A 19,581-nucleotide genomic window follows, 5' to 3' on the forward strand; every position below is an offset into this window, starting at 1 on the left:
TCTCCCTCGTCGTTGTATTGTGAAATCATTCACATATTTCGAAATAATATTAACACGTGCTTTGTAATATATCAACAGGAACATGTATGTAGTTATATGTTTTATTAAATATGTTTTCAATAATATATCAATCTTATTGTGGACTCGCTAAATATGTTATACTTAACCAATAAACGACGAAAATGTTAGGAAGAGTGCCTTATGAGAACTTTAAAATATGCCATTCTGGGCTTGTTAAATAAAGAACCTATGACTGGTTATGATATAGGTAAAGAATTCAGTAAAGATTTAGGCGAATTTTGGACTGCAAAGCATAGTCAGATCTATCCAGAATTAAAAAAACTGCTTAATGAGGGACTTATCGTCTACGAGATCCAAATTAGCGGAGAAATTTTAGAAAAAAAATTGTATTCGATTACGGAGAATGGCAAAGAAGATTTTTTACAATGGCTAAAAAAAGCAGAGCCTATTGAACCCACTCCCAAAGATGTGTTTAGGCTGAGAATGTATTTTTCTAATCATCTGGATATAACAACCCGATTATATTTGTTGGAACATCAGCTGCTTCAACATCAAGATAGGCTGGAACATTTACGCAAAAATAAAGAACGTTATGAAACTATTCCTCCTCTTGATAGTGATAATTTTGGCGATTATCTTGTATTAGATGGTGCTATTTTACGCGAAACTATAACCATACAATGGATAGAAAGTTTTATTGCTTATTGTAAAAAATAAAGCATCTCATTTTCCCTTAAACTTATTGTAAACACAAAAAAGCATAAGGATTCGAGAATATGTAGCTCGAACCCTTATGCTTATTTTTTTACTAATCAACGCATTCGATTCACTGTGGTAAACACAAATTTATCGTACCGATGCCGCGAGAACGAGTATTCAAATGGTATACCTGTATCCAGATAACCCACCTGCTCAATTTCCAAGATTGGATCATCCGCTGCGCAGTCCAAATGCTCACGATCCAGTTCCGTCGACTTGGATGCCCGGATGGTACGGTGTGAACCGACAATATTAAGTCCCAGCTCCTCCTTAATATGTTTGTACACCGAGCCGTACAGCACCTCCTCTGTAATACCGCTGATCAGCTTCGTGGGCATGTATGTGCGCTCGATAACGTAGGGCTCACCCTCCACGACACGCAGACGGATCACATGATATACAGGAGAATTGGCATCAATAAATAGATGGGTCGCTACCTCTTCGGATGGAAATTGAACGTCAAAGGCGACGATTTTATTTTTGATCTCTTTCCCGCGCAGTACGTTGGTTAACCCCAGCATTTCATTTACGACAACGTTAACAGGGCCATTGTGAACTGATTTGACGATAAAGGTTCCGTGTCCTCTTTTACGATTCAGCAACCCATCCATCACCAATGTGTCCAATGCCCGCTTAATCGTCATCCGACTTACACGAAACTCTTTTGCCAGTGAGATCTCATCGGGAATCGGATCATCACTGCTATAGGTCTTATTCATAATCCGCTCTTTGACCTCTTGTGCAATCCGCTCGTATTTGTTCATCTGTCTACCACCTGTACTAAAAATTGTTTTATGTCAGCATTTTACCAAAACATCGGTAGCGCTGGTTCCTTTTGTTCTGCAGGCGGGACGTTAAGGTATTACGGTATAAGTAAGTATACCGAACATTATACTTTCTCACCAGCGGCGTACAGCACAGTTCTTTGACGATGATGAAGAAAAAAAGGCGGTCCAGAGGACCACCTTAGAATCCGTTATTCTCGATCACCTGTTTGAACCAGTGCCCACTCTGTTTAACGGATCTCTTGCCACCGTCCTGAAGATCGACAGACACAAAACCATAGCGATTCTTATAAGCATTCGTCCAGGACCAATTGTCCATAAACGTCCATAAGTGATAGCCCTTCACATTGGAGCCTTCTGAGATCGCTCGTTGGACCCATTTGAGATGCTCACGGATAAAATCGATGCGATAGTCATCGCGGATCATGCCCTGTTCATCTCTGAACTTTTCTTCACCTTGAACGCCCATTCCGTTTTCCGAAATGAAGCATTCAATGTTGCCATAATTTTCTCTGACATTGGTCAGAATGTCGTAAATGCCTTTCTCATAAATCTCCCAGCCCCGCATTTCATTCATCTTGCGACCAGGCATGACGTAATAATCGAAGAAACGTTCCGGCACAAAAGGCGCATCCGGGTTCGGCAGACTTTCGCGAGCCTTAACTCTGCGTGGCTGATAATAGTTAATCCCCAGCAGGTCCACAGTGCCCTGGCGTATGATCTCCCGATCTCCGTCTTCCATGCTTGGTACATATCCCTCTTGGCGTAACAGCTCCACGAGCAAAGGATTGAATTCTCCCGTCACAGATGGGTCTAAAAAGGAACGGTTAAAGAACGCATCGCATATTTCAGCAGCCTGCACGTCTGCCGGATGCTGACTACGCGGATAAGTTGGCGTCAGGTTCAAAATAATTCCGATTTTGCCCTTATAACCGCCTTCTCTGTAAGCCTTAATAGCACTGGCGCTCGATAACAGGGTATGATATCCCACCTGTACGGCTTTACCGAAATCCACTTCATTCGGATAGTGGAAATCGTATAGATAGCCGCCTTCCACCGGGACAATCGGCTCGTTATGTGTAAACCATTTGGCTACACGATCCCCGAATAGCTCAAAGCAAGTGTTAGCGTAATCCACGTAAGCTTCGACCGTCTCCCGGTTCACCCAGCCTCCATTTTCCTGTAAAGCCATCGGCAAATCAAAATGATACAAATTCACAAACGGCTCAATACCCGCCTGATGCAACTCTTCAATGACGGCATTATAGAATTGAACCGCCTGCTGGTTTATTGCACCTTTCCCTGCCGGAAACAGACGCGACCAGGAAATAGAGAACCGGAAAGAGTTGTGACCAAGCTCTTTCATGAGTGCAATATCTTCTTTGTAACGGGTATAGAAACGGGACGTTTCGCCAGGTCCAACCCCGTCATAAAAACGGTTCGGCTCCTGCTCAAACCAATAATCCCAAATGTTCGGTCCTTTGCCGTCTCCCTCCACGGTTCCTTCTGTTTGGGTAGCCGAAGCCGATGAGCCCCACCAGAAGTCGGATGGAAAACGGTATTGAATGGTTTGCTGCTCTGTATCTTTCATTTCGGTATGATTCACAGCTCTACTCCTCTCTCTTTTGCAATGAATAAGCTGCTAATCTAGCAGCTTATCCACATTACATTCCAACAGTTTGATCCTTACCAGCAATGGCTGCTTGGCTAAGCTCCTCTTCCTGCTCTTTACGAACGTTCATCCGGTCAATAATTTTCAGGAACGGGAACCAGATGACAAAGACGACAGCCATATTAAACAACTGCAGCACGCCACCCATCAGGGAGCCCGTAGCCATCATTCCACTAAAGAACAACGGCATCGTCCAAGGAACCTGTATTCCGTTTGGCGGCGGCACAATCCCGGTGGTCATGGCAAAGTAAGTAATCAGCGTAACGATCATTGGAGAAATAACCCATGGAACAAAAATAAGCGGATTCATCACAATCGGCAGACCGAATATGACGGGTTCGTTGACATTAAACAGACCCGGTCCAAGGGCCAGCTTACTGACCTGCTTCAATTGCTTACTCTTCAGGAAGATCAGAATCGAAAGCACGACAGCCAGTGTCATACCTGTACCACCGATACCTACGGTGTAAATATCCACAAACTGCTTGGTGATGATATGCGGCAGTTCTGCTCCTTTGGAGTACGCTTCATAGTTTTCAAGTGCCAGCGTATTCCAGATTGGGTCCATAACCGAGTTAATAATAATTTGACCATGAAGCCCAAAGAACCATAAAAGCTGAACAAAGAAAATAGCAATCAATGTAGGTATAATGCCACTGCCCAAATGCACCAGAGGTGCCTGTACAGCATGATAAATCAGATCATGCAGGTTATTATGAAGGGTCAGTGTAACTACAACATTAATGATCAAAAATATGCCCAATGTAATACATGCCGGAAGCAAAGCGGCAAATGATTTGGCAACTGCCGGCGGAACGCCTGGAGGCATTTTAATGACAAAATTTCGTTGCGTCACCTTTCGGTATATCTCTGCCGCAATAAAAGCGACGATCATACCAAGGAACATGCCTTTGGCACCAATCCGATCAACCGGAATGACACCAGCAATCGTGGCACCGCTTTCTTGTGTCAGCACAAACGGGGTGAGCATCAAGAAACTAGCCAACGCAATCATGCCGCCAAATATGGGCTCGACCTTATAACTTCGAGATAGGTAATACCCAATCCCGACGATTACAAATAAGGTCATGATATTCAATGTGGCATTAGGCGCAATGTTCAGCAGACTGCTAAAAGTCGCATAATTGCCGTCGCCCATCCACCCTTTTAGAAACGGCAGATTGATAATAACGACGATAATGGAGCCAAAAACCGTTAATGGAAATGACAGCATAAATGCATCACGCAGTACAGTAAGATAGCGGTTGTTGTTCAGTTTACCGGCAATAGGTATCAGTATCCGGCTTAATTTTTCAAACAAAGCCTATTCCTCCCCGCGAAGTGACTTGCATCAATAGGGTTGCAAGCTTTTCATGTCCCAAATTTCACATACTTATATGTTTCGTTATAAATTTCTGGATTTGAACAGCTCCAGCAATTCTAGAACCAGATCCTTCATGGTAACCGTGGACATCAGATGATCCTCGGCATGCATTAGAAGGAGCGAGAAAGGAGTTTGGGTACCTCCCGCTTCCTTCTTAACCATTTGAAAATGGATATCATGCGCAGCACGTAAATCCTGCTTGGCTTGTTTGAGCAGTTCGTCCGCACCTTCTACATTCTCATTTCGGTACTCGGTCAGCGCCTGAATTACTTTACTGCGAGCGCTTCCACTATGAAGAATAAGTTGGAAACTAATTTGCTCTTCCGTCAGTTCAGCTATATTGACTTTATCCATTTTTGCGTTCCACCAGCTTCACGGCCTGTTCATAGGCTTTCTTACCGTCAACCATTCCGTAGGCCATCATGTCGATCACTTCTACATGAATACCATATGGAGCAGCTTCCTTTTCCAGTTGTCCTTTCAGAAAGCTCATTTGTGGGCCAATCAATACCGCGTCAGCCTTAGCCATGTCCTCTGCCGCCTGATCTTGACCTACTGCCCAAATTTCAGCCTCGTCCCCAATGGACTTAGCATATTCCTGCATCTTAGTAACTAGCAAACTTGTAGACATACCTGAGCTGCAAGCCAGTAAAATTTTCTTCATGATTATTCCTTCCCTTCAAGGTCTGATTGGATGTTAAGTACTAGAAAACGTTTACAGCGTAATTATAAATCCAGTCTTTTGATTTGTCTATACATTTAATTTATATGTATAGACTTTTTTTAAAATGACACTGTTTCTTCACTTTTTTTCTTGAAAATGAACGTGATCTCTTATCTTTAATCTCTCAATAGTAATCGATTTTCACTATAAGAGGTTCTGCCAAATGATATGTTATTCGATTCTGTAAAATGCTAACATGAGCTTACGGAGTAACTTGATAGCCCCTCCGTAGCCAAAGAATAGCTGGGGTGAGAAGAGATGAGTAGAGATGAGAATAGCAAGTGTCATACTTGGAAGCAGGGCTTTCTCATGTGCTGAAAATTAGAAAAATTTAGAATATCAAGAAACATTCCTACATTTTTATCGTCTATATTATGGAAGACCTTACGTATGAGGGTAAGATTTTTCGAAGCCTGAAGTTAAAAAGTCAACTCACAAAGGAGCTTATGCATGTTAAAAAAGTTAGGATTAGCTGCATTGATTCTGGTTACTAGCCTCTCCGTTATTGGAACAGGCTGGGCCGCATCCAGCACAACAACCATTGAAGTTTCTAAAACTGCTCTGGATTACAACGTTGCTCGCCCGCTGAGCGATGGTGCTTTTCATGATGGCTTATTAGCCGCTGAAACATCTGCTGGAAACCTCGTGTATTACAATTCCAAAGGAGAGAAAGCTTTCTCACTTCCCGCCGAGCTTAAACCCATTGGTGATTTTCATGAGCAGCGAGCCGTAGTCAAAAATACAAAAACCAATCTCTATGGATACATTAACACCAAAGGGGCACTGGTCATCCCTTGCCAATATACCGAAGCCAATTTCTTTTCTGAAGGAAAAGCAAAGGTAACCATAGCAGACACCAAAGAAAATGCAATTATAGATCGAACGGGAAAAATTCTTTCTCATTTTAAAGAAAATGGGGAGTCAGAATATGTATTTACAGACGGTCTGGCCCTCGCCTACGCCCCTAACACCGGCAAGATCGGTTTTGTGAATGCCTCTGGTCAACTAGCGATTCCTTATAAATATAAATACAGTCGTGGTTTCTCGGATGGCTTGGCTATTGTTCAGAATAGCAAAGGGCTATACGGGTACATCAATACAGCAGGGAAAGAAGTCATTCCTCCTCAATATAAATCCGGTGGAGACTTCTCGGAAGGATTGGCTCCAGTCCAAAATGCCAAGGGAAAATGGGGATTCATCAATAAACTGGGAAAAGTCGCGATTCCCTTTAAATTTACGGATGCCCAGGATTTTAGTGAAGGCTTGGCGAGTGTGAAAAATGCAAAAAACGAAGTCGGATTTATTGATAAAAACGGAACGCTAGTCATTAAATATCAACAAAAATATGATGTTACTACTCCGTTCAAAGAAGGCCTTGCTTTAGTCGGTAAACAAACACAATCATCCGTCTCAGACGGCAAATTCGGTTACATCAATCGTCAGGGACAACTGCTGACTAAACTTGAGTACAGAGTGGAATCCTCCTCCTTCTCCAATGGCTATGCTGTTGCTTTTATCAAGCCAGGCAAAGCGTTCATTGTATCTAAACATTCTGTTTCGAAATAAAAAAACGACCCTGGAGGCAGATCGAATGGATCTGCTTCCAGGGTCATTAGATTGCCGATATCTCGAATCCAATTAGTCGTGTGTGTAGAATTTCACTCCAGGCAAATCTGCTGCCACCCACGAGTAGTTAATAGTGTTACTGTTATAATTTTTTGTCCCCGCCTGAGCAACCTGTACCTCTTTCAAAATCGTAATCGATGAACCCTTTGGTCTGACAACGACTACATGACCATGACCATCCGCTTTTTTGATACCGATGGTAGGATACCCTAGATTTGCTCTTTTTTGAGCATCCTGAAAGGTTACAGAGTCCCAGCCCGGCGCCTTTTTATTCAGTAAAGCATCAGCCATTTGATTGGCTAAGCCACTTGGCAGGGAAGCCGACATCGCAGACATCACATCTTGTGCAAAAATATTACACTTCGTTCCACCTACTGGCGAATACTTTTTGTTCGTTTCTACCTTAAAACCGTCAATTACAGACGCGTAAGTACTTGCACTTCTAGCCATTGAAATTCCCCCTGAATATAAGCTGTAGAGGAAATGACGGAGTCGCTTGAACATCTGAATGGCTCCACATTCATTGATGTTGGCCTCAATTCCCTCTCAACTATTAGGGTGAATTCCGGCTTACTTTAACAACGTAATACTACAAAAAATTAACTTCATTCTCACAACTGAAGGCTTTCTTCACTGATTACGGTTGGAACGATAAGCTCAGGAGGAGTCGTAGGCTTAGCTTGTGTTAAATAGTCTGCTGCCCCCATCATCAGAGCGATGCCGATAAATAGCACGACCCAATTACGATTCTTTTTCATCATCTGTACCTCTCATTCTTCACTGCGCCCGTTCAGCCACTTGAACCAATGGAGCAGATGACTGAATCGGTATTCATGCTGCAAAGCATACGTCCATACTTCAGGCTCTTCACCAGGCTCCTTCCAGACGAGCATGGAAAAGTGACCCTCTTCCTCGCTCGCAACCGACAGCAGCGAAAGACGATCATCCCCGAATCGGTATGGAGCCGATTCCACCCAGTAATTCCGCATATCGCTGATCCAGCTGCGGAACTGCTCTGTACCTGCGATCCGCAGCACTTCATCTGGTAGGAGCAGATGCTCGTCGATGTCCTTCCAATCCCCCGCATATCGGTACCGCGCTGCCAACATTGGACTGAGCGGTCGGGTTTTGCCGGGGGCCAACGTAGGCATATAGGCGACGGGAACGACCGGACCAATACTCTGGATAGCATAAGACTGGCATTCCTCCTCACTCATTCCGTAGGACATAGCCTCCGCGAGAAAATGGTTTCGTCTTACCCCAAACTGATGCTGATACTGTGACATTTCATCCTGTAGCTCCAATACCATACCCTGTACCGTCTCTGTTCCGATCATTCCCAAACACCTCTCATTCCAAAATATAGTCGTGCAATTCCCGTTGCGCTCGATACTTTGCCCAATTGAATTCAGGCCAAGCCGATTCTTCTCTCGTCATGCTCGTCAAACGGGCTTGTAAAAACTCATCTAGTGATCCATGTTCCTTACGACTAAAGTCAATCAGCAGCGGAATCGCGTCTGCCGATAGCTCACTCAAATATTCCTTATCTATCACCGATGTCGTACGATACCGTTCGAGATTATTTTCAGCAATCCGTATATCAATGCCCACATAGTTCACGACGACATAGGCGACCAGAGCGAGTACAATATAATATTTCGCCAACGGCAGTTGACGGAAATGAATGCGCACAGCTGCAATAAGCAGTAGCAAGCCCAGAAAAATCATAAACGCGTGTACCAAATAGCGGGTGTACGTATAGCCGTATGCTTCTTCGTACATAACCAGCCGGGTATATCCCGAGTACAGCATCACACCCGAACAACCCACGAGTATGTACAGCAGGCCGCTGTTCATTTTTTGCACTATACCTGAGCCAAATTCAGTCCACTTCAATACACTGATCATCAGCACAAAGTTGATACCTGTTACCATAACCAGCTCCCCGAATCCTCTTCTCGCATATTCAGCATACGAGGTTCCTTCGGGCAGAGCACCTTCCCATGCACCAAACAGATATCCGAACTGCAACACAACGAACACAACATACACCAAATTCATGACAATCAGCACCGTAGCGGTAATTACAGGATCAAACTTGATCGCGACCGGCTCGTGGTAAGGCACCGTTGGTCGGTCAATCATCACTGAAGAATGACCATCGTACTCGGTGGTTGGACCATTCGTGCGCTCATTTAACCCGTGCCATGATTGAGTCTCTCTTTGCGTATTACGCGGAGCAGGCTGTACAAATCCCCACAAGTAGCAGAAGAAACAGAAGGTGAAAAAGCAGGTCCAGATCAGCCGCAGCATGCCACTCCCAAAGGACAGTGTGCCGATCCAATCGGGTATACCAGATAACAGCTTTTCGAACATCCCATCTGCCGAAGCCAGCAAAGATATGATGATGAACAGTAGCGGCAAGGCAATAAGCAAACCGATTATCACTTTGCCCAATACACGCTTACGCTCATCCTTCACATTCCGAAGGGCTACTGTCTTAACCATCCGAAACGGGGTCACGATATGACGAAAGTTTTGATAAAACCAATGGCTTAACGCCTGACCAATAATACCGGGTTCCGACCAGCCATGCCTTTTCTCCCCAAACAGCAGCACCATATGTACGCTAATCAGAGCAGATATCGCCAGCGCATTTAACACATATAGGACCGGATTATTGAACAGCGCATATGTCAATGCCAGCATGAAAATGATCACAAACAGTAAACGCCCTATCCATGATCCTAACTGGAAACGATCTCGATTAAAGGCATACATATAGGCGTAAAACACAATAACAAAAATTGGCATAGACACGCCCAGCCCATGTCCGTAAAACAGATATTGATGAACCAGCGCCAACACAATTGCGCCAGCAAAGGCGGACAGAAACGACGTTTTCGGCAAAGACGTTCCATTCATCTTGTCATGCATGGTAAATACCTCCACAAATATGCTTTATAACCCTTATTGTAGATGATAAAATAAGAAGATAAAGAGAAATTAATTCAAACAAAATTTCCTATTTTATAAAAGTGGCTACGCTTTTAATCAAATATAGGGGAAACGGAGCAACCTTGAATGAAACTCCATGCCCAATTTTTACGGCTTCACTCACACGCAGCTGACGACAAGGACGAAAACCATACCATAGAGACGACGCTGGATGAGCTGGCGGCTATTTTTGACTGTACTCACCGCAACGCCTTGATGATCATTCAGAAAATGGAGCAGCACGACTGGATACAATGGACTCCCCGCCGAGGCAGAGGCCGCCGCTCCAGTCTGCGCTTCCTCATTCAGCCGGAAGACATTGCCGTGCAATCCATGATGCAAGCCATAGACCGCCATGATATCAAACGCGCGCTGGATGAGATCCGAGTTCATTCACGCTCCTCCACCATGCAGGAGCATTTGCAAGGCTGGCTGCTAAATTATTTTGGGCATCACGCGGAGGTGCGCAGTGATCAGCAGCAGATCGACACGCTGCGTCTGCCTATTCGCCAGCAACTCTATACGCTGGACCCGTTGTACTTGAACTGGCTCGCCGAGTCCTTCGTATCCAGCCACGTCTTTGATGGCCTGGCCCGCCGGGCGAACGAAAGCGGTGAGATTTTGCCGGGATTGGCGCACGCTTGGGAGGTGGACGCCACTCGTACACAGTGGACCTTTTTCCTACGTAAAGAAGTGCTGTTTCATAACGGAAAAATACTGACCGCTGAAGACGTCGTCTATACCTTTGAGCGACTGAGTCGGGCGCCGGGAAGGCGACTTTATCATTTTATCGTCCGGCAAATTCAGCACGTCCAGGCGTTGAGCCCGACGATGGTACGCTTCGTACTAAAAGAGCCGAACGAGCTATTTCTATCCTTCCTGTGTACCAGCCGGGCTGCGATTGTGCCGCGTGAGCTTAATCAGGTGGGTGAGGCCGCCTTTGGCATCCGCCCTATCGGTACAGGGGCATTCAAAGTCACGGAAATGAACGAAAGCCTGTGTACACTGGAGGCTTTCGCACCTTATTTTCAAGGCCGGGCTCATCTGGACCGAGTGGAAATTGTCCAACTCCCGTGGGCGACTAAGCTGGAATCGTCGGATACGGAAGACACCGCTTCTTCTTTTCACATTATCCATAATCCCGTATCAGCGGGAGATACGGATACCGCATGGAGCCAGATTCACTCGGCGGCTTCGGTACGCAAATTTATCACATGTAATACACACAAGGATGGACCGTTGCGCAACCCAGAAATACGTGCCCGCATTGTAGCATGTCTGGATCATCGCTCCCTTCCTCCAGCAGTGGATTCATCTAACGATTCTTATGAACCACTGGCGGCACTACAAATTGCTACCATTCCCGAGTATAAAGCGGACGCAGACCGGGTTGCGGCTCAGCTCGAATCCTGTGGGTATACCTGTAACATCGTGGCCGCATCTATGAATGAATTCAAAAGCTCATCTATCCGTATGGAGTCAGACTTAATCATCTTTTCTCTCTTTCGTGACCGTGATGAGCAATTACGCCTGTTTGACTTGTATCTCAATGTATCTGGGCATGTGGAGCCTCATAGCCGTGTGGATATCGAAAGACTGCTGCGTGAAATTGCACGGGAGGCCGATCATACTGTTAGGGCGCAGCAATTTGAACATATCGAAACTCGGCTCATGGATGAGCACCAGCTGCATATTTTATATGAAAAGCCCGTTCAGACGGCCTATCTTCCTTCTGTGCGCGGTGTATCTTTTAACAGTCAGGGCTGGGTGGATCTGCGTCATGTCTGGTTTCCGCCTGCTCAACTTCCAACTCCCCACTCTTGACGGCAAAAGTGCTCCTTCAAATGCACTTCCACATCAAAAAAAGGTATCCTCTTCTTCATAAGAGGATACCTTTTGGGTTACGACAATCTAGACCTTTTCAGGTAGATGTATCAAGGGATGAAAAAGCCCATCCCCCCAGCCCATGGCTGTGGACGTCGCTAGGATCTTCCATAGGGGGGGGAACGGGTGAAAAATTCAATAGGACAAAAACATTAAATGCGAGCAGAGAAAAAACGATCTTTTTTATCATGGATGTACTCTACCTCTCCAAGTAAGTTTTTATATTCCTCTTTGTCCTCAGAAGTGGCAGTATGCCGAAACTTTTCAAATAATCCTACACATTTGATTGTGACAGGATTACCATTCAGCACGACGGAATAGGAAAGGCTCTCGAGCAGGAATTTCATACCTTTGGAATAACGATGTTTGTTGAGATCATAACAAGCCATCTCTGCCAAAAATCGTGCATAGAGATCTGCTGACATTTGCTCCGTATAGGTCCCTACCTTGACATGCTGATCTGCAAATGCCTCAATTTGTTTTTCAAAGCGCTGCAGTACATGATCTACATTAAAATCATAACGGTTGGCCGCTACCATAATTTTATGTAGCCCCACCAGAATTTCACCTTCGTTTTTTTCCAAATAATCTACATACTGTGGAATCACATCCAGGCTGCCGGACATCAATTGATATAAATACCCGTTGGCCTCAGCCCAGTTGCTACAAAGGGCCTTCAAACGCTGAGCTTCTTCCGTATCCTCTTGCACCCAGCTCAAATCAGAGTATAGGGATACAAATTCCAGCGCCTTCTGATAATCCCCGCGCTCATCCCACACCCCGGCGCGCAGCACATAAGAGTATACAATATACATAAACAAAGGACCCTTAGGTTCCTTGCCACGCTCCGATCTTCTGGTATTTCCGTATTTTTGCTCGTATTGTACCTTGGCTTTTTGAGCCATTTTTTCAGCAAACCATTCTACTTTATCCCAACGCCGCAAGGAGGCATAGGTATTGGCCAAGTCTCTTAAGGCATCCAGTTGGTCTGCTTCACCCAGTCGGTCCACAAAGCTTTCGAAATGTGTGGCTGCCCATAAGTTTTCGTCCTGGTCATCGCCAACGGCAATCGTAAATAAACGGTATTGGCAGAGCGCCAGACGCTCTGAATGTTGGTACTTTTCACTTTCCGAAACATTTTTATAAATAATTGCCGCAGCCTCGAACTTACCTTCACTGAATAATTCTTCTGCTGTCTCAAACAAAGCTGGGGCGTATATGAGATAGTCCATCATAAACTCCACGACTTGCTTAATACAATCCAGTTTGTTCAGCTCTGCACAGCGATGCAAAAAGGGGCGAACCCGTCGCCAATTCGGTGCCGTATTCCGTATAAATTCATCAATGTATAACTCATAGAGGCTCCCTTCTTCAAGCCCCATGCCTGCACCAATCCGATCCAACAGCAGCATCGCAATCGGACGATTACCGTTAATAATGGCACTGATCGTCCCTGCATTAATACCTGTGTTCTCCCCAAACTTACTAATCGTAATTCCTTCTCGTCTGATGTACTGCTCCAGCTCTGCGCGAATTGTGGTTGTTTCCTTCAAATCAGGCACCCCCAGGGATTACTTGCATGATTACAATACAAAAAAAGAAAATTCCCGTGAATATTCCCTTAATTATACAAAAGAAAGCCCACTTAGCCAACCGCTCAAGTAAATTTATATCAAAAAATTCAATAATTCTCCGAATTGCCGTATACTACGGGGAGGTGAGCCGAACAGCTACACCCAATCGGTACGCAGGAAAGGATACGACAAATGGACAACACCCCTACAACAGAACAAGAGATTGCACAATGGATGGTCGCGCAGATCCGTGAAGTGGGCACCCTGAAACAAGAAGATGCAATTGCATATGTACGCTCTGAGTATGGAGAGCAGTATGTGTTTATAAGCGAGCATGGTCATGTATCTCTGGAAAAAGAAATCAAAAAAGCATTCCGCAAGCTTCATGGTGGTAGAATTGCCTGGGATCGTGACGGATTTCTCTGGGCCTGGACTTAACAAGCAAAAGCATCTGCCCTAGGCAGGTGTTTTTTTAATCATTTATCCATATATCCTCTGGAGTCGGTTAATTTCTTCCTTCACAAACTGTCGGAGTACTGCAGGCTCCAAAACTTCAACCCTACCGATCCAATCCATAGCATCGCGACAAGCCGCTTCATAACTATACATGTTGACCTTTAGAATGAAATGACTGCCTTCCTGTACAGACTGGATGATTTCCATTCTTTTCGCTATAATTCCCGCTTGCTTCTTATTCGTTCGGATCAGAACGGGATAGTATTCTTTCTCTGTACAAAGCTGCTTAAACGCGGTTTCTTGCCTCATCCAATGATGTTCCAGCGAAAAATCGACCGGAACCTCAAACACTTTCGCAGACGGCTGAACCTCCTTGATTCGCTCACATTTAAAGGTCCGAATCTCCTGCCCAACTTCACAGAAGGCAATGAGATACCAATCTCCTTTTTTCACCACAAGTCCATAGGGATGCACATGACGGGAAGAACAGATTCCGTCAGCCTTCTCATATTGAATGGTTATTTTATGGGACCCCCACACTGCAGCTCTCACGGCCTCAAGACAAGGAATGGCTATACGTTCCGTCCACCACGGCGTATCATCAAAATAAAACCGTGCTTTGGCTTTCTTAATATCGGACTGATACGGGTCTGGCATCGTCTGTTCCAGTTTGAGCAGAGCATTCTTTAACTTCAAACCCGATTCGGTGGGCCCGCCTGTATAAATGCCCATCCCTGTTAAATACAACTGAATGACATCCCCGCCATTCAACTGTTTCAGGTTCGCCGTATAACCCTCCATTAAATAAATTCCGCCCTTCGGTCCGGATGCGGTAACAATCGGAACGCCGGCTTCAGCCAGGAGGTCGATATCCCTGTAAATGGAGCGTACAGAGGTTTCCAGTGCCAACGCCAATTCCTTGGCCTTCATTCTCCCTCTAGATTCGATACATAATAAAATCGCGATTAAACGATGCAGTCTCACAATCATACCTCCACAATAGATGGTTAACCCGAATTGAAAAGATGATGCAAAGATTGTTGACACCCTGTTGGCAGCAATAGGTGTGTATCATAGAAGTAAAGGGGTGTAATGGATGATGAATATTGGAATATTGGGGACGGGATTCGGCGCATATCATGCCTCATTGTTAAACAACCATCCCAAGGTAAACAGAATCATGGTATTTGGAAGGAACGAAACCAAGCTGCAAAAGCTGAAAGAGGAGCTAAACGTAGAAGTCACACAAAATATAGAGGATATTCTGCTGGATCCAGACGTGGATATCGTCGATCTATGCCTGCCCTCCCACCTGCATAGGTCATATGCTGTGGATGCGCTAAAGCACGGTAAGCATGTATTTTGTGAAACACCCGTTTGCTTTAATCTCGAAGACGCTCTTCTTATGCAACAAGCTGCGGAGCAATATGGCAAAAAGATTCTGGTCAACCAGTTCATTAAGTTTGATCCCGCCTATACCTATCTGTATGAGGCATACCGCCAACAGAAGTACGGAAAGCTTATCTCCTTATCTTTGAAAAGAGAAACGCCTCCTCTGTGGGGGGATCTTGGACTAAGCTCCATCCCTACTCAGTTCATGATTCATGAACTGGATTTACTGACCTGGCTATTAGGCCCCTGTGATCCATTTACAGTCTGGGGTACAGAAGTTACCCATCCTGAACAAGCACAGGTTCGTGCTTACTTTCAGCATCGGGATACATTCACAGAAGTCATCGCCTCATCCCACATGCCGGGAAGCTACCCCTTCACAGTGGCCTATGAAGCTTATTTCGAAAAGGCCAAGCTGGTATTTCATGAAAGCGACGAAAACGATCTTATACCTACCGCATTATATGAGTATACCGCATCAGGACAGCAAAAAATCAACCTCGAATCTGCCAATCCATACGAAAAAAGTTTGGATCATGCACTTGAATGTTTTGGTGGACATTCGGAAAGCCTGATTCCACTGGAATCGGCTGTACAAGCGCTGAAAGTGGCTATTGAGATTAAAAGCAGACTGGGGCAAGGCCAGCGTTAACCCGGTATCTACGGAAATCAGCTTCCTATAAGGAAGCTGTATCCGCAGGCAGGGAAACTTCGTCTGCGTAGTTCGTTGCCATAATCTTGGCTACCCCGGCCGGATCGGTCGTCTGCCCCAACGCCCACATCATTTTCGTCACCAGCGCTTCCGTTGTCATGTCATACCCCGGAATAACACCCTTCTCCAGTACCTTTTGCCCCACTTCGTAAATCGTCAAATCCCCGCCCTCATAAGGACATTGAGTAGTCACGACAATACTCATACCGTCCTTCATCAGTTCCTCGATTTTACTGATCAGGCTTCTTTCTTTAAAAGGGACGCCACCCATACCAAAGCCCTCAATGACGATACCTTTATAGCCCAAGCCCTGAATGGCATCGAAAATCGCCGGATTCGTACCCGGAATCAGCCTGAGCAGAAATACTTCGGAAGCATACCCGTCGTTGTATGGATGACGAACGGTACTGCGATTTGCAAATACGCCCTCCGTATAGACCACCTTACCGTTCTCCACGAGGCCAATGTACGGATAGTTAATACTCTCAAAGGCGTTATAGCTGCGTGTTCTGATTTTCGAGCTACGGCTACCATTGATAATTTTGCCGTTAAACACGACAAAAACCCCAGCCACCTCGCCACATGCGGTCAGGAATGAGTCAATTACATTTTTTTTGGAATCGCTGTGCTCCGCCAAAATGGAAACCTGTGAACCTGTCACAACGACGGGTTTGTCTACGGTTCCCAGCATGAAACTCAAGGCTGAAGCCGTATAAGCCATCGTATCCGTACCGTGTGCAATGACAATGCCGTCGTACTGATCGAGCGAACGATGTACCATCCGGGCGATGGAAGCCCAATCCTCTGGTTGTGTATTTGTGCTATCAATGCTCATCAGATTATGGGCATCAATCTCGCAAATCTCCTTCAGCTCCGGAATTTCCGCCAAAATATTTTCAGCCGATTGGGTCGGTGTCAGGCCGTTTTCCTGATAAGAGGAAGAAATGGTCCCTCCGGTATTAATGAACAAAACCTTTTTCATATGCCAATGTTCCTTCCCGATTACATCTTCACTGTATTGTTCTTAGAATTTATCATGAATAAGTGTGATAAGCTACTTTGCAATGGAAAAGAATTTGGGATAAGAGGCGCCAAAAAAGCACGACAAACAAGCGCGGGCCTTCCTTCCTCCTGCGACTTGTCTAACGTGCTTTTTACTATAAGTGCAATAAGTCTACAGCGTTGTACATACCTATAACCCATCCACGTACTTTTTATGGGGATACAGGCTGCTCCTGTGGCGCTCTCTGTACCAACGCTTTGCCCAGAAACTGCCGTGTCCGTTCTTCCTTCGGATTGGTGAAAAACTGCTCCACGGGTCCCTGCTCCACGATCACACCATGCTCCATCAGCACAACCCGATCCGCTACATCTCTCGCAAAACCAAGCTCATGCGTGACAATAATCATCGTATTGCCTTCACTCGCCACCTTTTGGATCACGGACAGCACTTCATCCACCAGTTCAGGATCAAGTGAGGATGTCGGTTCATCAAACAACAACACCTGCGGATTTAGTGCCAAAGCACGGGCAATCGCAACTCGCTGCTGCTGTCCACCCGAAAGCTGGGCAGGATAATAGGTCATACGATCCTTTAACCCGACCTTTTCCAAAATGCCTTCACTGATCTCCCTCGCCTGCTTACGATCCAGCTTTTTCACACTGGTCAGACCAATCATCACATTGTGGAGTGCATTCAAATTTTTAAACAATTGATATTGCTGAAATACCATTGCCGTTGCCATCCGTAGTCCGAGAATGTCCTTTTTTCCTGCCTTGGCGGCATCGACCTTTACACCGTCAATTTCAATGACTCCGCTGTTTGGCTGTTCCAAAAAATTAATGCTGCGCAGCAGCGTGGACTTCCCCGATCCGCTTGGGCCCAGGATGACTACAACTTCTCCCTTGCCTACCGTCAGGTCTATGCCCTTCAACACATGATGCTGCCCAAAATGCTTATGAATTTGATGAAGCTTGATCATGCTCTTACTCACTTCTTTCGTAAATTCGAATACGCTTCTCCAGCACGACAAGCCCGCGCTCAATAATAATGCACACCAACCAGTAAATCAGGGACACCGCAACATATACCTCAAAAAAAGCCAACGCCCGCGCGCCCATAATTTTAGCCTGTCCCATCATATCGACGACACCGATCATAAAAATAAAAGACGTATCCTTCACCGTACTGATCAGCGTGTTTCCCAGATTGGGCAAAGCCACCGTCAACGCCTGCGGCAATACAATTTTGAGCATAATTTGTGTTTGGCTCATGCCGATGGAATTAGCTGCCTCAAATTGTCCCCGGTCGACTGAATGAATCGCCGCCCGGAACGTCTCCGACAGATAACCCCCGAGATTTAGTGAAAATGACAACAATGCGAAAACCTCGGGTGGAATCACGTAGATATTTAATTGCTGTAAGAAACCGTATTCGCTCTGAAAATAATATAAAAACTTGGGTATTCCATAATATACGAGAAACAGCTGCACAATGAGCGGTGTTCCCCGGATGTAGGAGACATACAGCGTAGACAGTTGCGCCAAGACAGGCACCTTGTATATCCGAATTAACGCCGTTGCCAACCCGATAATCGTACCCAGCAGCATGGACAAAAATGCAATCCATAGCGTAACGGGTAGATACTCAACGATCCGGGGAAGGCTTTTCAGCATATAATCAAGGTCAAACAGCTTTTCCATAGGAACCTCACTTTACCCTTTACATTGTTGTTACTGCGGGATATATTCCCCACCTGTCCATTGTTCAGACAATTTTTTCAGTGTTCCGTCCGTTTTCAACTCTTTAATAATCGGGTCGATTTTAGCTTTCAGCTCTTCGCCCTGCTTATCCTTTTTGAACACCAGATTGATATCATCCGTTTGCACAGGATCACCTATCGCTTCGACCTGCAAACCTTCCTTCTTGATCGTAGCAGCCGTCATGACTGGATCATTCACATAAGCGTCCACCCGGCCATTTTGTACGTCTTGAAGGTTATCGGACGAAGTGCCTGTATCATTGTATTTCAAAATAATTTTATTCCCATTCTTCGCATTATATTGTTCCAGCAATTGTGTGTAGGAGTCGCCTACTGATGCGGCTACCTTCTTGCCTTCTAAATCCTTGAGAGAGTGTATATCCGTTCTGCCTTTTTTCACAACAATGACGGATTGTGCTTGAAAGTAGGATTCATCCGAGAACAAATATTTTTGCTCGCGCTCAGGATTTTTGGCGATTTCATCTGCTACGACCTGAATCTTGTTCGATTCCAGCGCCATGAAAATTCCGTCCCAGCCAGAAGGTACAAACTCAAACTTGTAGCCGTCCAGCTTCTTGTCGATCTCCTTGACTACTTCCACATCGTATCCGGTCAGCTCGTTTTTTTCATTCGTAAAAGCAAACGGAGGGTAGTCATTTTGTGTGCCGACATAGATTACCTTATCCCCCGATGCCGCATCCTTCGAGGAACATCCACTCAAGGCACCCGTTAATAACACAAGAGATAGGCCAATCGCTGCTACCAAAGCAGATTTCTTCATATATGACATCCCCTTTTTAATATCCAAGTAATTTACTATGATTTTATATTAT

At 45.3% G+C, this 19,581-nt stretch carries 20 protein-coding genes; 5 read left to right on the forward strand and 15 right to left on the reverse strand.

Features of this window, described 5'->3' with window-relative positions:
• Positions 1–201: 201 nt before the first annotated feature.
• On the forward strand, positions 202–738 hold the full coding sequence (locus tag ACM1ND_RS26175; protein ID WP_028540865.1) for a PadR family transcriptional regulator: 537 nt from the start codon (positions 202–204) through the stop codon (positions 736–738).
• Between the two features lie 95 nt (positions 739–833).
• Here ACM1ND_RS26175 and ACM1ND_RS26180 read toward each other — a convergent pair whose 3' ends face one another.
• The 5 genes from ACM1ND_RS26180 to ACM1ND_RS26200 all read right to left on the reverse strand — a co-directional run bounded on the left by ACM1ND_RS26180 (position 834) and on the right by ACM1ND_RS26200 (position 5,285).
• Positions 834–1,544: a GntR family transcriptional regulator gene (locus ACM1ND_RS26180; protein WP_023990962.1), complete on the reverse strand. Its 711-nt coding sequence runs from the start codon at positions 1,542–1,544 to the stop codon at positions 834–836.
• A gap of 202 nt (positions 1,545–1,746) precedes the next feature.
• Positions 1,747–3,156 (reverse strand): glycoside hydrolase family 1 protein, encoded by a 1,410-nt coding sequence (locus tag ACM1ND_RS26185; RefSeq protein WP_071559557.1) that lies wholly within the window; start codon positions 3,154–3,156, stop codon positions 1,747–1,749.
• A 73-nt stretch (positions 3,157–3,229) separates the two neighbouring features.
• A complete protein-coding gene (gene celB, locus ACM1ND_RS26190; protein ID WP_023990964.1) occupies positions 3,230–4,558 on the reverse strand; it encodes a PTS cellobiose transporter subunit IIC in 1,329 nt (442 codons plus the stop codon).
• Positions 4,559–4,642: 84 nt separating this feature from the next.
• Complete coding sequence (locus ACM1ND_RS26195; protein ID WP_013312602.1) at positions 4,643–4,975, reverse strand: PTS lactose/cellobiose transporter subunit IIA; 333 nt, start codon at positions 4,973–4,975, stop codon at positions 4,643–4,645.
• Positions 4,968–5,285 carry a PTS sugar transporter subunit IIB gene (locus ACM1ND_RS26200; RefSeq protein ID WP_029518773.1) on the reverse strand — a complete coding sequence of 106 codons (318 nt, stop codon included), beginning with the start codon at positions 5,283–5,285 and terminating at the stop codon, positions 4,968–4,970. Before ACM1ND_RS26200 ends, ACM1ND_RS26195 begins: the two co-directional genes overlap by 8 nt.
• A gap of 510 nt (positions 5,286–5,795) precedes the next feature.
• Between ACM1ND_RS26200 and ACM1ND_RS26205 the strand changes: the two genes are divergently transcribed.
• On the forward strand, positions 5,796–6,911 hold the full coding sequence (locus ACM1ND_RS26205) for a WG repeat-containing protein (protein WP_418026883.1): 1,116 nt from the start codon (positions 5,796–5,798) through the stop codon (positions 6,909–6,911).
• 72 nt (positions 6,912–6,983) lie between these two features.
• On the opposite strand, the gene ACM1ND_RS26210 is transcribed toward ACM1ND_RS26205, so the two are convergent.
• The 4 genes from ACM1ND_RS26210 to ACM1ND_RS26225 form a co-directional block, all read right to left on the reverse strand.
• On the reverse strand, positions 6,984–7,421 hold the full coding sequence (locus tag ACM1ND_RS26210) for a hypothetical protein (protein WP_023990966.1): 438 nt from the start codon (positions 7,419–7,421) through the stop codon (positions 6,984–6,986).
• A gap of 161 nt (positions 7,422–7,582) precedes the next feature.
• On the reverse strand, positions 7,583–7,732 hold the full coding sequence (locus tag ACM1ND_RS26215; RefSeq protein ID WP_179085434.1) for a hypothetical protein: 150 nt from the start codon (positions 7,730–7,732) through the stop codon (positions 7,583–7,585).
• A 9-nt stretch (positions 7,733–7,741) separates the two neighbouring features.
• Positions 7,742–8,308: a hypothetical protein gene (locus tag ACM1ND_RS26220; RefSeq protein ID WP_264454387.1), complete on the reverse strand. Its 567-nt coding sequence runs from the start codon at positions 8,306–8,308 to the stop codon at positions 7,742–7,744.
• A gap of 13 nt (positions 8,309–8,321) precedes the next feature.
• On the reverse strand, positions 8,322–9,908 hold the full coding sequence (locus ACM1ND_RS26225) for a DUF4153 domain-containing protein (RefSeq protein ID WP_254348344.1): 1,587 nt from the start codon (positions 9,906–9,908) through the stop codon (positions 8,322–8,324).
• Positions 9,909–10,055: 147 nt separating this feature from the next.
• On the opposite strand from ACM1ND_RS26225, the gene ACM1ND_RS26230 reads away from it, so the two are divergent.
• Complete coding sequence (locus ACM1ND_RS26230) at positions 10,056–11,792, forward strand: ABC transporter substrate-binding protein (protein WP_053326412.1); 1,737 nt, start codon at positions 10,056–10,058, stop codon at positions 11,790–11,792.
• 212 nt (positions 11,793–12,004) lie between these two features.
• On the opposite strand, the gene ACM1ND_RS26235 is transcribed toward ACM1ND_RS26230, so the two are convergent.
• Complete coding sequence (locus tag ACM1ND_RS26235) at positions 12,005–13,405, reverse strand: transcriptional regulator (protein ID WP_023990971.1); 1,401 nt, start codon at positions 13,403–13,405, stop codon at positions 12,005–12,007.
• Between the two features lie 213 nt (positions 13,406–13,618).
• Between ACM1ND_RS26235 and ACM1ND_RS26240 the strand changes: the two genes are divergently transcribed.
• Positions 13,619–13,864, forward strand: coding sequence for a DUF6953 family protein (locus ACM1ND_RS26240; RefSeq protein ID WP_013312611.1), 246 nt, complete (start codon positions 13,619–13,621; stop codon positions 13,862–13,864).
• A 42-nt stretch (positions 13,865–13,906) separates the two neighbouring features.
• On the opposite strand, the gene ACM1ND_RS26245 is transcribed toward ACM1ND_RS26240, so the two are convergent.
• Positions 13,907–14,866: a helix-turn-helix transcriptional regulator gene (locus ACM1ND_RS26245; protein ID WP_418026885.1), complete on the reverse strand. Its 960-nt coding sequence runs from the start codon at positions 14,864–14,866 to the stop codon at positions 13,907–13,909.
• Positions 14,867–14,978: 112 nt separating this feature from the next.
• Between ACM1ND_RS26245 and ACM1ND_RS26250 the strand changes: the two genes are divergently transcribed.
• Complete coding sequence (locus ACM1ND_RS26250) at positions 14,979–15,926, forward strand: Gfo/Idh/MocA family protein (protein WP_264454385.1); 948 nt, start codon at positions 14,979–14,981, stop codon at positions 15,924–15,926.
• 25 nt (positions 15,927–15,951) lie between these two features.
• Here ACM1ND_RS26250 and ACM1ND_RS26255 read toward each other — a convergent pair whose 3' ends face one another.
• The 4 genes from ACM1ND_RS26255 to ACM1ND_RS26270 all read right to left on the reverse strand — a co-directional run bounded on the left by ACM1ND_RS26255 (position 15,952) and on the right by ACM1ND_RS26270 (position 19,529).
• Positions 15,952–16,968 carry an asparaginase gene (locus ACM1ND_RS26255; protein ID WP_013312613.1) on the reverse strand — a complete coding sequence of 339 codons (1,017 nt, stop codon included), beginning with the start codon at positions 16,966–16,968 and terminating at the stop codon, positions 15,952–15,954.
• Positions 16,969–17,200: 232 nt separating this feature from the next.
• Complete coding sequence (locus ACM1ND_RS26260; RefSeq protein WP_418026886.1) at positions 17,201–17,968, reverse strand: amino acid ABC transporter ATP-binding protein; 768 nt, start codon at positions 17,966–17,968, stop codon at positions 17,201–17,203.
• A 4-nt stretch (positions 17,969–17,972) separates the two neighbouring features.
• A complete protein-coding gene (locus ACM1ND_RS26265; RefSeq protein ID WP_023990975.1) occupies positions 17,973–18,689 on the reverse strand; it encodes an amino acid ABC transporter permease in 717 nt (238 codons plus the stop codon).
• 30 nt (positions 18,690–18,719) lie between these two features.
• Positions 18,720–19,529: a transporter substrate-binding domain-containing protein gene (locus ACM1ND_RS26270; RefSeq protein WP_023990976.1), complete on the reverse strand. Its 810-nt coding sequence runs from the start codon at positions 19,527–19,529 to the stop codon at positions 18,720–18,722.
• Between the last annotated feature and the right edge of the window lie 52 nt (positions 19,530–19,581).

Origin of the sequence: Paenibacillus sp. JJ1722, from assembly GCF_048282685.1 — a bacterium.
GTDB lineage: Bacteria > Bacillota > Bacilli > Paenibacillales > Paenibacillaceae > Paenibacillus > Paenibacillus polymyxa_B.

What these genes read in the sequence shown, in the direction of transcription:
- ACM1ND_RS26175 (WP_028540865.1), top strand. Translation starts at nt 202, where the DNA reads ATGAGAACTTTAAAATATGCCATTCTGGGCTTGTTAAATAAAGAACCT.
- ACM1ND_RS26180 (WP_023990962.1), bottom strand. Translation starts at nt 1,544, where the DNA reads ATGAACAAATACGAGCGGATTGCACAAGAGGTCAAAGAGCGGATTATG.
- ACM1ND_RS26185 (WP_071559557.1), bottom strand. Translation starts at nt 3,156, where the DNA reads ATGAAAGATACAGAGCAGCAAACCATTCAATACCGTTTTCCATCCGAC.
- ACM1ND_RS26195 (WP_013312602.1), bottom strand. Translation starts at nt 4,975, where the DNA reads ATGGATAAAGTCAATATAGCTGAACTGACGGAAGAGCAAATTAGTTTC.
- ACM1ND_RS26200 (WP_029518773.1), bottom strand. Translation starts at nt 5,285, where the DNA reads ATGAAGAAAATTTTACTGGCTTGCAGCTCAGGTATGTCTACAAGTTTG.
- ACM1ND_RS26205 (WP_418026883.1), top strand. Translation starts at nt 5,796, where the DNA reads ATGTTAAAAAAGTTAGGATTAGCTGCATTGATTCTGGTTACTAGCCTC.
- ACM1ND_RS26210 (WP_023990966.1), bottom strand. Translation starts at nt 7,421, where the DNA reads ATGGCTAGAAGTGCAAGTACTTACGCGTCTGTAATTGACGGTTTTAAG.
- ACM1ND_RS26215 (WP_179085434.1), bottom strand. Translation starts at nt 7,732, where the DNA reads ATGATGAAAAAGAATCGTAATTGGGTCGTGCTATTTATCGGCATCGCT.
- ACM1ND_RS26220 (WP_264454387.1), bottom strand. Translation starts at nt 8,308, where the DNA reads ATGATCGGAACAGAGACGGTACAGGGTATGGTATTGGAGCTACAGGAT.
- ACM1ND_RS26225 (WP_254348344.1), bottom strand. Translation starts at nt 9,908, where the DNA reads ATGCATGACAAGATGAATGGAACGTCTTTGCCGAAAACGTCGTTTCTG.
- ACM1ND_RS26230 (WP_053326412.1), top strand. Translation starts at nt 10,056, where the DNA reads ATGAAACTCCATGCCCAATTTTTACGGCTTCACTCACACGCAGCTGAC.
- ACM1ND_RS26240 (WP_013312611.1), top strand. Translation starts at nt 13,619, where the DNA reads ATGGACAACACCCCTACAACAGAACAAGAGATTGCACAATGGATGGTC.
- ACM1ND_RS26250 (WP_264454385.1), top strand. Translation starts at nt 14,979, where the DNA reads ATGATGAATATTGGAATATTGGGGACGGGATTCGGCGCATATCATGCC.
- ACM1ND_RS26255 (WP_013312613.1), bottom strand. Translation starts at nt 16,968, where the DNA reads ATGAAAAAGGTTTTGTTCATTAATACCGGAGGGACCATTTCTTCCTCT.
- ACM1ND_RS26260 (WP_418026886.1), bottom strand. Translation starts at nt 17,968, where the DNA reads ATGATCAAGCTTCATCAAATTCATAAGCATTTTGGGCAGCATCATGTG.
- ACM1ND_RS26265 (WP_023990975.1), bottom strand. Translation starts at nt 18,689, where the DNA reads ATGGAAAAGCTGTTTGACCTTGATTATATGCTGAAAAGCCTTCCCCGG.
- ACM1ND_RS26270 (WP_023990976.1), bottom strand. Translation starts at nt 19,529, where the DNA reads ATGAAGAAATCTGCTTTGGTAGCAGCGATTGGCCTATCTCTTGTGTTA.